Genomic DNA, 10322 nt, shown 5'->3' with positions numbered 1-10322 from the left:
AGACCCGGCTGAAATTCCGCCTCCAGCGTATAGCCTATTTCCCCGGCTCCATCGTTGAGCGGATTATCGTCTTTCGACAGTCCGTCTCCACCCTGAATCATGAACCCTTCGATCACGCGGTGAAACGTCGTCCCGTCGTAGTAACCTTCGGACACGAGCTTTCTGAAATTATCCCTGTGAATCGGCGTTTCGTCATACAGTCGGATGACCATTCGGCCCTGCGGCGTCTTTATCTCGTAGTACGAAGTCTCCGGCATTATGTCGTCCTGCTGGTCTTTAGTTGCGGTGCTTGTTGCGGCAACCATAGCGGTCGTGGTGTCTGCAGCTGTTGCCAGACTGTCCGCTAGCAAGGAACCGGTTGTGTCCACCGGAACCACTTCGGTTGAATCACTCGCCGCGGGTGAAACGGAGGTCTGATCGGACGGCTTTCCGCACGCAACCAGCAGTACGGCCGCGAACGCGGCAGCGAGAGTTATTTTGACTCGGTTCATGTAATGAGGTCGGGATCGTGAACGGGGTGGTAGCAGCCGGACTTCACACCAGCTCATCTTGTGCAAGATAACTTCGCGACCCGTCGGCCTGGGGCGCCTACGGAGTATCCATGAACTGTTCAAAGTATCTCAGAACCCCCAGCTTCAGCAGCGACTCCTGCTGCGCCACGTCCATCGGGGGGAGTCCGCTCCGCCAGGACCAGTTCACCGGCCCGCTGGAGCTATCTCCAGTTCGTTCATAGTAGCCGAGCATCTCGAGAACGACGCACGATCCCTCCATGATGAGGTCCTGCTTCGCCTCCTTCTCCAACTGTGGCTCGTAGCCGCTGCCGCGCGACTGGATGCCGATGAGAAACAGAGCAGTTTCGAGGCCTACTTCGCGACCGAATCGACTGCCGAGCCAGACTTCCAGATCGGACCAGCAAGACTGCATTTCTGGACCGGCCTCCGCAAGAAGGTCCTCGACGTCAGGCATCGGTCATGTCCATCCAGTCCTCGGCTTCACCCAGCATCTCCTGGTAGTGCTTGCGCAGAACGCGCACAACGGTGTTGCACAATTGACGCACCGGCTCGTCGCGGCGCTGACCACGACCGATAGATGCGACGAACTCGATTTCGCGCTCGCACACCTGCAACATCTCGGACAGTGCAAACCACCAGTTCGGTAGTGCCGGCCTCATCTCGTCGAGGCCTGCGCTCGAAGGGCGACTCGATCCGGACGCGCCCGGATCCTGGCAGAGCCCGAGTGCATCGGCAACGTCGTGCATTTCGTCGAGCAATGACGACAGCTTCTCCTCTTGCGCAAGAGATATGGCCGCATCTTTCAGATAGACCTCAGCGCTTATGACCTTTTCGACACTCCCAAGAGCGGCAGTCGCGGTCATCCGGTCGGCTGTTCCGGTGAAGCCATCAGAGCACAGAACCCTGATGTCGTCGGCGTACGAAGATTCTGACTTCTTCAAAAGATTTGCCTCCTGAACCGGGCGACGTGCTTGAATTTCCAATCTCGTCTTCCGCGCTCGTCCAGAGGAAGATTTTCTGGACCGAAGAACATCAACACTGCTTCGAATCCCACTCATATAACGACTACCGCGCTGTGGCACACTTGTGAACGGCCGCACACAACCGCAACGTACTACCAAGGTTCCTTCTCACCACGCATGAGCGGAGAAGTTAGCACGAATCTGATCTCCAGAATACTGTATTTCAGCGGTAAAATGGGCACTTTTGTGAGAAATAGCCCCTTCGAAAAATCAGTCCCTGGAAAGCGTCGAATCAACCGCTTCTTCAACGAGATTCAGGAGTTCAGACGCGACAATATCTGTGATTCTGCCGTGCTGAAGAGCCAGACGCACCGTTTCCGCAGCAAGACTCGAGACGACAGGAATCAACTCCGGCTGGAGATGAAGAAGGATGTCCAGATGTGCCCTTACTGTCTGTTGATCGCCACGTGATATCGGACCCGTCAATGCTTCTCCCGGATCTTGAAAGTCAACGTTCGAGATCGTTCCAGACAGAAGCGGCCTGAGCAGCACGTCGTACTCGGACGGGTCAACGCCCGTTGATCCGAGCAGGTCGACCGCGAGAGACAACAGAGTGACAACGTAATTCGATGCGAGTGATGCGACCACATGAATCACTGCTTTGTCTCGGGCGCTTACGATGTGCCCGCCGGCGCCAACTTGATCTGCCATCGACTGCCCGACGACCGTCGCATTCCGTGCGCCCTCAATGTTGATCCACGCGCCCTTCAGAACATCCGCTGGCGAGTCCACATGAAGCGAGATCATCGGATGGAAGCTCATCGTCTCTGCTCCTCGATCCTGCAGCGGCTTGAGCACCGCCGACGATAGCGCGCCCGCCATGTGCATCGCCGTGCATCCCTCCCACTCCAGATCGATGTTCGCCAGTCTCCGAGCCATCACCGGGATCTGATCATCCGGAACCGAGAGAACCAGCAGCTTCGGCATTTCGCCTACATCGACAAGACGATCCGAGGCCGTGTCGGCGCCTACAGCATCTGCGAGTCGACGTGCCGACTCTGGCGTCCGGCTAATGACGTGACTGACGCGAATGCCGATATCATGAAGCGCACGAGCCAGAACGCTTCCAGCCGCCCCGGCACCGACGACGACCACGGGAGACAAGTCGTGCTTCGATTCAGTCATGGGAAACGCTGCCGTTCATGATGCCCCGATCTCACTTGCGAGTCAGCCGGTTCAAAACCTCGACAAGCGCGTCCTGCTCACGGACCGACTTGATGAACTTGCCGAGATTGCTGTGAAAATGAGGCCTCCATTCGAGCGTCGCCAGAAGCGGGACCGGTTCGGCAAGTTCTACGAGCGCATCCGGGTTCAGCGACTCTGCGAATCCATCTCCATACTGACCGAAACCATTCAATATGAATCCGAGGGGAGTTTCGCCCATCGCCTGCATCACGCGAAGCGTCAACAGACAGTGATTCAGCGTTCCACGGCCGGTGCGTGCAACGATCATGGACGGGAGTTCAAAATCCTTGAGCAAATCGATCGTCGTGAGGCGCCGCGTGATCGGAACCATGGCGCCCATCCCCTCTACGACGACGAATCGGCCCGCTCCGCGCAACTCCTCGTAGGCTGACATAACGCGATCAAGATCGACTTCCTTTTTCTCGATCTGGCTTGCAACGTATGGTGCCGCGGCTGTCTCGAATGCCAGAGGTGATATCAATCGCCGATCCTCTTCGATCCCGATTTCGCGAAGAAGTTCAACGGCGCTCTCGACCGATCCGCCTGTTGCGATCGGCGTCATCATCGTCACATCCACTCCCATCTCGCGCAGAATCGCCACAAGGGCGACCCCCACGATGGTCTTTCCGACACCGCGGTCCGTACCTACGAGAAAGATGCCGTCCGCCATGGAGTTCTGTCGATAGATGGGCGCAAAGACCAAACAAAGTAGTGTGCCGCGTGAGAGGCATCAAGAAATCGGATATCGGCACGAGAGGACTGGCGTGTGCCGGGAACAGCACGCTTTATGACATGAGGTGGTCGCGATCGAAGAGACGCCTACGTGAGAGACAAATGCCATCGCCACATCCTGAGAGGTTCTCACTGGCGACGACAGCCAGCCTACTGCGTGGCCTGCTGAAGCCGGGAGTAGTACGCTCGAGCAGATGTGGTGTCACCACGCTGCGCATAAAGCCGGGCCATGTTGTACAGCATCGTTCGTGATCCCGGATTCAGCTCTTCGACCTCGGTCAGCAGACGGTGGGCGTCATCCAGTTCGCCCTGCCGTAGCCGGATTGCTGCCAGCGCGTCGAGGTAGTCCGGCTCGCCGTTGCGATTGTAAACAGCCGAGGCCACCGATGCCGAGAGATCATCCCATCGTGGGCTCATCAACGCATAGCTCGCGGCTTCCCGGTTGATGTCACTGTTGAATGGCTGCCATTCAAGCAGCGCCCGATACATCAACATCACGTTGAGCGTATCGGTTCGGGCCTTTGCCATCCGAATACCTTCGTACAGCACGTCGTAGATCGGCCTGACGCGATTCAAGGCCAGGACAGCAAGGGAGTCAGTGTACGATCCGCTCCGAAGATATCTTTCCATCACCCTGTTGTGAAGTCGCAGTTCCTGCTCCGGCTTGACGTCTTTTCTGAACGGAAACCCGGACTTCAATCTGATCAACTGGATGGCTGCAGTCGTCCGGTCGATCGGGTCGATATCGACGCGATGCGGATGCTGAATCTGACTACGAGCGTTCTGGAGCAGCGGGTGGGACGTCATCGTCGCATAGAAATGCTCGGCTATGCGATCGTAGCCTTCGAATGTCGGATGAAGGTGATCAACAAACTGATCACCGCCTTCTACGCCCTCCTCCGCAGATTCTCGGAAGCCTGACTGTACGTCCACAAGCGTAACGCCTTCGGCCTGGGCCGCAACCCGAATCACTTCGTTGATTTCTTCCGGAGCACGGAATCGGATGTCATCCAGATCCTTCGCACGAACGTAGCCCTTGGTGGCCGCGCCAACATCCGAAGTGAGCAAAGATTCGGCCCGCGCAAACTCAGCGCGGGCTTCCTGATTCTCACCAAGAGGAGGCTGGCCGCGCAGATTGGATGTCACCGTCGCCAGATACACCGGAACATCGGCATCTACAAATTTCGCCACGACATCCGACAGGTTCGCCTCGAACTGTTTCACACCTGCCTTGTAGACATCATCTCCCAGTACAATTGATCGATCGCCGACCACCTGTGCCATCATCGTCCGTCCCTCTGCTGCTACCGCGTCTGCACCCGTCGGAGGCCGCACGATCAGACGTTCGAGTAGAGAATACACGGCGCTGCCTTTCAGCCGGAGTGTGAGTCGCTTGAGCCATATCCTGTTTCCCAGCGAATACATCGTGCTGCCCGCACCGAACGCACCGTAGTACTCGTTGTGACCGGCATAAATCGCGATGGCGTCAGGCGCATATTGCAGCAGGTAATCTTTGAGGTGCCAGAGGGTATAGCTGTTGACTGCGGTCATCCCGAGATTGATGACCTCGACGCGCAGGTCCGGTATATAGGACTCAAGCCTGTCCTGAAGCCGTCCTGGGAAACCGTAGTAGAATGAGTAAGGAAATCCGGCGGCGCTCGATCCTCCCAGAACAAAGACTCGAAACGTGTTGTCCGGCTTTTTGGGGGTAAACGGGTTGAATGCGACCTGCGGCGTAAACCCGGTGAAGTAACGTTTGACGAAGTCCGGGCTCAGAACGACATACTCACCTCGGCCCTCCACGGGGACGAACGGCGTTCTGCTTTCTGCACCCACACCAGAGAGACGAAGAACCAGTTCGAGCGCCAGAATGAAGAGCACGGGTAATGCAGCCGCCGCCAATCCAAATCCGAGTCGTTTCTGCGGCGACCTCTCGGCTTCTCTATCGCGCGACGTTGCTCTTGCTTTCTTGCCTTCAGGCACGCTTTCGTCGTCCTCTTCGCAGTCGTTGATTCAACTGATCTCGGCCATCCCGGATGTCACGAACAGGTTGAAGCACCTCAGGTTTCACGATCGGTACCACGCGCTGCGCCCTTCGGCACCTGTCGTGAACTTCGAACCGCTCCCGTGTGATCGGCTCAATCAGAAACCAAAACGGAACTGTTACGCACGACCAGTCACCGGTTCACAACCTCCGGACCGCCGTCGCGAGTCTACAGTGTATCGTCTCGCGACGAACGTTGGGCGCGTCCGCAGGCCGATGATGACCAGGCCGTGGTTCCGCGAGTGCGCCTCGCAACTACTCGTCATCCGCGAACGCCATCACCTGTTCGAAAGCCGTCGTGTCGACACGGACGGAAGCGTTTGCGCGAAGCTCGCGGAGGAGGTTAAACTCACCGATATAGGGTTGCAACCTGGCTTGCAGTGCTGAGCGGCTGTCTTCAAAGGACGGCTGCCTCTGTTCTCGCCGCGCCACCCTGAGGACGATCCACTGATTGTTGGCGAGGCCCACGACGACGGGCTCGTTCAGTGGTGCCTGCCGCACGAAATAGCGCAGCTCGGTCGGTTGCAACTCCATGTCCGCGTTAGTCATAGAGGTAAATCCCTCGAACCGTTGGGCTGGTCGCCCGGACGAAATGCGATCTTTCGCTGCGCGGGCATCTGCTGACGAGACAAAAGGAATCATCCAGAGGTCGGCCGTGATGAGCTGACGCTTGTCCATTCCGAATCTCGCAAACGCCGTTCGAAGCTGTTCATCTGTCGGCCGAACGGTTGTGTCCGCGCGGAGTTGATCCAGCAATCGTCCCGCAATGAATAACGACTCTTCGCGACGGACCGTGCGATCGACCTGTGGACCGTCCAGTCCCAGACGTTCGCCTTCCAGCGCAAACACTTCGTTGCGAATGGCCCGTCCCACTGACGCTCCGGTCCGCGAACGCCGCTCTGCATAAGGGAGCGATGGGAGCCAGTTGATGTAGTCGCCGACAGTAAAGGACCTCTCCTGGCCGGACCACTGGTACGTTGCGAGGATCACGTCGGGGTCCAAGGATGATAGCAACTCGGCTGGGTCGATCTCACCCGGCTCTTCTCCCAGCACACTGACGGGGCGGGGCTCGACACTTCCTTCGGCTTCGAGAAGGAATGCATTCAGCGCGCGTACCGCGACAGGGTTCACGACGACATTCACATCACCCATAAACTCCCGGACGAAGCGGTCACCTGCCAGACGGGTTTTCCGGATACGGGCTCGCTTGCCAATGCCGCCACTGCGCGTCTGAAACTCGGACTCCGTAAGGAGACCGCTGCGGACGATATCCTCCGCACGGATGATGTGGTATCCAAAACGGCTCTGAACGGGTTCGGAAAACTCTCCTGCGTTGAGAGAGAAGGCTGCCTCCGCGAACGCGTCGTCCATCATGAAGTAACGAATGGGGCCGAGGAAGCCGGCGAGCGAGTCATACTCGGTCAGTCCGTAGCAATCCTGTGCTTCGTCAAGAAAGTCGCGGCCTGCCTGAAGTCGAGCATACGCAGCCTGCGCCGAGTCCGGGTCCTGGTAGAACAGGTGCCGAACTGAAACCGATGTCTTCCATCGAGCAAAGGCCTGGCGCAACTCCTGTTCGGACAGGGGTGGAAGCTTGCTGACGAGTTCCTCATCGTAGAACAGGCCACCAAGAGCCTTCTTGCGCTCGCGCGCGACGGCTGCTTCCGCTACGCTATCGTCCGCGAGACCCCGTTCTCTGGCCTCTCCGGCAAGCAACAGGGCGTTGACGAGATTGTCGAGATGGCGATACCTGTTGGCCTGGGAGTCGTTCGCACCCGAGCGCACGAGGAAGTCGAAGTACGTCTGACGGTACCATCGGGGAGTGATTTCCTCTCCGGCTACCCACGCTACGGGAATCTCGTCATCCGGCGGCGGCTCTGACGGGCCACACGCGGCCAGCAGGAACAGGATCGGTACAAGGCAGTGGACGAGTCGTACCATGGCCAGCCGCTTCGAGATCGTTCGCAGTATGGTCATCGCGCGAACGGTTGCAAAGACGAGTGGGATTGAGACAGGCGCAGCCTAGAAATAAACCCGGAAGTCGACCATTTGCGTGTCACTCAGGAAGTCGAACGGCACGTATGCGTAGTCAAACCCGAACCGTACCTGCGCCACCCGGACTTCGATACCGGTGCCGAACGACCAGTGGCTATCGACCAGATCCTGCTGAAGGAACGCGTCCTTGTATCCAACGCGTCCTTCGAATGTCACGGAGTTCGTTGAATAGCGCAGCTGAGCGCCCAGATCGCCGTTGAGATTGTTGTCGTTCGTCTGATTTGCGTCGGCAAGCAGCTGAAACTCAACATTGCTCATCTTTATGACCGGCACAGCGATGCCAAACTTGAACTGCAGCGGAAGGTCCCATGTGTCCATGCGGATACGCGCGGGTATGCTCTCGTTGCTTCCCTCGTTGGCCGGGTCTATGTCGATGGGCTGTTCGCCGTTGATGCCATCCATCTTCATCTTGCCGCCGAAGTTCATTATGGACGCGGCAAGACGTGCTCCGTTGAGGTAGCGCGTAACCAGCACGAATCCGAAATCGACCGCACCCGTTGACGCCGACATATCCCGGATTCCCTGGCGTATATAGCGGAACGTTCCGCCGAAGTAGAACGAGTTCGTCAGTGCCTGAGCATAGCTCAATCCAAACGTCATGTCCGAGGCCGTGAAGGTCTCCCCTGTGCCGTCCGGTTGCGAGACCGTACGGACATCCATCCGTCCATAGTCGACAGAGGCAAGGCTGATGCCGACCACGCCCGCCAGCGATATTGGAATCGTCACGCCGGCTGCGTTGTAGGAGATGTCTGCAAACCAGTTATGGTGCGTGAAGAATGCACCGCCCCGATAATCCCCCATGTGCGGAATAGCTGCCGCGCCGGGGTTCCAGAAAAGGGCATCGGGCCCGCTGACGACCGCCGTATAGGCATGACCGAGCGCGCTACCGCGAGCACCCGTGCCAATGGTCAGGAAAGTTGCCGATGTTGTGCCGACGCGACTCTGTCCGAAACTGGTCGCCGGGACCAGTAGTGCTAGAATCACAATCAGAAGATTCGATCTTCGCCCTGTGATCATGTTCAAATCCTCCCGGCTAGAGTACTGAATTGATGATGCATTTGAGCCTACTTGACCAGTGCGAACTTGCCCACGTGTTCGCCGACGCCGGGCGCCTCAACGTGGTACACATACACGCCGAACGCCACGTCCTGCTTGTCCACTGTTTGCAGGTTCCAGTAGATGGAGCCACCACAACCACCCGCATCCTGCGTGCAAGTGTTGTTTGTCCCTCCCTCGTGGCGCAGCGTATTCACCAGTTCGCCACGTAGATTGAAGATGCGGATCGTGGACGGTGTAGGCAGATTGATAAACTGGATGCGACGCTCACCGCGGCCGTCGACCTGTGTGCGGGTCTCCATCTCCGAGGCACCGACGTAGGGATTCGGCACAACAGCAACGTCGTCGAGCACGTTCCTTGCGGAGTCGGCATCGACGGATGACGACTTAGTTGTGAACTGGAACATGTCGCCCGTCGCGAATTCCCGCAGGACTGAGACTCGTAGTACGTCGCCCGGTGACGGAGGAATCGACTGCTGGCCGTCTGGGATGGTGAACGACACGCGATGCCTGAACTTGCGCCCTGTGACACCACGCTCACTGAAGATCAGGACATCCTCGGGGCCAAATTGCCGGTCTGCATTCCCATCCTCTACCCACAGTTCGGTCACCGCGTTCTTCTGGACGTTCACCCCGAAGATGGGAATCGGCTCTCTTACGAACAGCGGACTAGGGGTCCTTGGTGGTGTGTAGGTTGAGTCCGCAGGATCCACCCACCGAAGTTCGTAGTCGTCCGGTGAGACTGCAAAGGACGGGGACCTGTCGAGCTCGACGGAGGCTACCCAGTTTGTCTGGACGCCGTCAAGCTGCGTAGGATCGAGATTGAGGGTTTCGTTCGCCGTTCCCGCGTTGTCTACGTAACCGAAGTTGTCCGGGTTGTATACGATCTGCCGACTTTCAAAATCGACGTTGTTGATCTCTACCACAAAACCGTCGATCAGGGGAGACACGTCGACGAGCGGAGACCGTCCGACGACCATGCGGTTCTCCGAGACTTTGAAGATCTCGTAGTCGGTCGTGTTATAGAGGTCGGTCGGAACCACAGGTTCGCTGAAGAAGCGCATTTGATAGACCCCGTCCGGATCGAGGAGGTCGTCCCCGATTATCTGGACGTCGATAGAGCCGGAGCCTATGCCCTGAGTGACCGTGCTCAGGTCTTCGTTGGAGCCACCGTCCACGAGGCCTGCCGACCTGGATCTCGGGATAACAACAGCCGCGTTCTGCGACAGGCCAACCACCTTGCCCAGCTGGTCGACGCTTACGTTGAAGACATTCTCCTGCGGATCGATCTCGACCTTGCCGGTCTGCTCGTTGATGATTCCGCGGTCGTAGGCCACGAGCGCATAATAGACCGGTACGCCGTTTCTGACGTCCTCATCAACAAAGTAAAACGAGAGGCCCGTATCGTTACCCATGTTGTAGACGCCTTCGCCACCGAGAACCGTCCGGGGACCGCTGATCCCGTTTGCAAGATCCCACTGGCCGATCGGCTTGAAGAACGTGGGTGTGCCGTCAACGTTGGTGATCGTGCGGCTGTCGGATAGCAGAGGATCCGTGCCTTTGTAGAGGCGGAAGCCCTCGAAGTCGAATTCCTGCGAGAAGCGGTCGAAGCTGGCCAGCGCGAGGGTGTCCCAGCTGAGCACGACGCGCCCATCGCCCGGGATGGCCGTCAGCGTGGGCGTGAAGGGCGGCTGCGCGAACGTGTAGTCGGCGTTGAAG

9 protein-coding genes are annotated in these 10322 nt (G+C 58.1%); all 9 read right to left on the bottom strand.

What is annotated here, in order from left to right; genetic code table 11:
- Positions 1-305 (bottom strand): peptidylprolyl isomerase (locus tag HKN37_14845; GenBank protein ID NNE47926.1); only part of this gene is annotated, 305 nt, incomplete at its 3' end.
- Positions 306-588: 283 nt separating this feature from the next.
- Positions 589-966, bottom strand: a complete 378-nt coding sequence (locus HKN37_14840) for a hypothetical protein (GenBank protein ID NNE47925.1) — start codon at positions 964-966, stop codon at positions 589-591.
- Positions 959-1453 carry a hypothetical protein gene (locus HKN37_14835; protein ID NNE47924.1) on the bottom strand — a complete coding sequence of 165 codons (495 nt, stop codon included), beginning with the start codon at positions 1451-1453 and terminating at the stop codon, positions 959-961. Before HKN37_14835 ends, HKN37_14840 begins: the two co-directional genes overlap by 8 nt.
- A gap of 291 nt (positions 1454-1744) precedes the next feature.
- A complete protein-coding gene (locus HKN37_14830; protein ID NNE47923.1) occupies positions 1745-2659 on the bottom strand; it encodes a DUF2520 domain-containing protein in 915 nt (304 codons plus the stop codon).
- A 31-nt stretch (positions 2660-2690) separates the two neighbouring features.
- A complete protein-coding gene (gene bioD, locus HKN37_14825; GenBank protein ID NNE47922.1) occupies positions 2691-3389 on the bottom strand; it encodes a dethiobiotin synthase in 699 nt (232 codons plus the stop codon).
- A 212-nt stretch (positions 3390-3601) separates the two neighbouring features.
- Positions 3602-5434 carry a tetratricopeptide repeat protein gene (locus tag HKN37_14820; protein NNE47921.1) on the bottom strand — a complete coding sequence of 611 codons (1833 nt, stop codon included), beginning with the start codon at positions 5432-5434 and terminating at the stop codon, positions 3602-3604.
- 316 nt (positions 5435-5750) lie between these two features.
- The gene (locus HKN37_14815) at positions 5751-7469 is read right to left on the bottom strand and encodes a hypothetical protein (GenBank protein NNE47920.1); all 1719 of its coding nucleotides are present in this window, start codon (positions 7467-7469) and stop codon (positions 5751-5753) included.
- Positions 7470-7514: 45 nt separating this feature from the next.
- Entirely contained in the window at positions 7515-8564 is a 1050-nt protein-coding gene (locus HKN37_14810; GenBank protein ID NNE47919.1) for a PorV/PorQ family protein, read from the bottom strand.
- A gap of 47 nt (positions 8565-8611) precedes the next feature.
- On the bottom strand, positions 8612-10322 hold a 1711-nt coding region (locus HKN37_14805; GenBank protein ID NNE47918.1), incomplete at its 5' end, for a hypothetical protein.

It is taken from the genome of Rhodothermales bacterium (assembly GCA_013002345.1).
GTDB lineage: Bacteria > Bacteroidota > Rhodothermia > Rhodothermales > JABDKH01 > JABDKH01.
The sequence above is the reverse complement of the archived record's forward strand: the minus strand, read 5'-3'. Positions and strand labels throughout refer to the sequence as shown.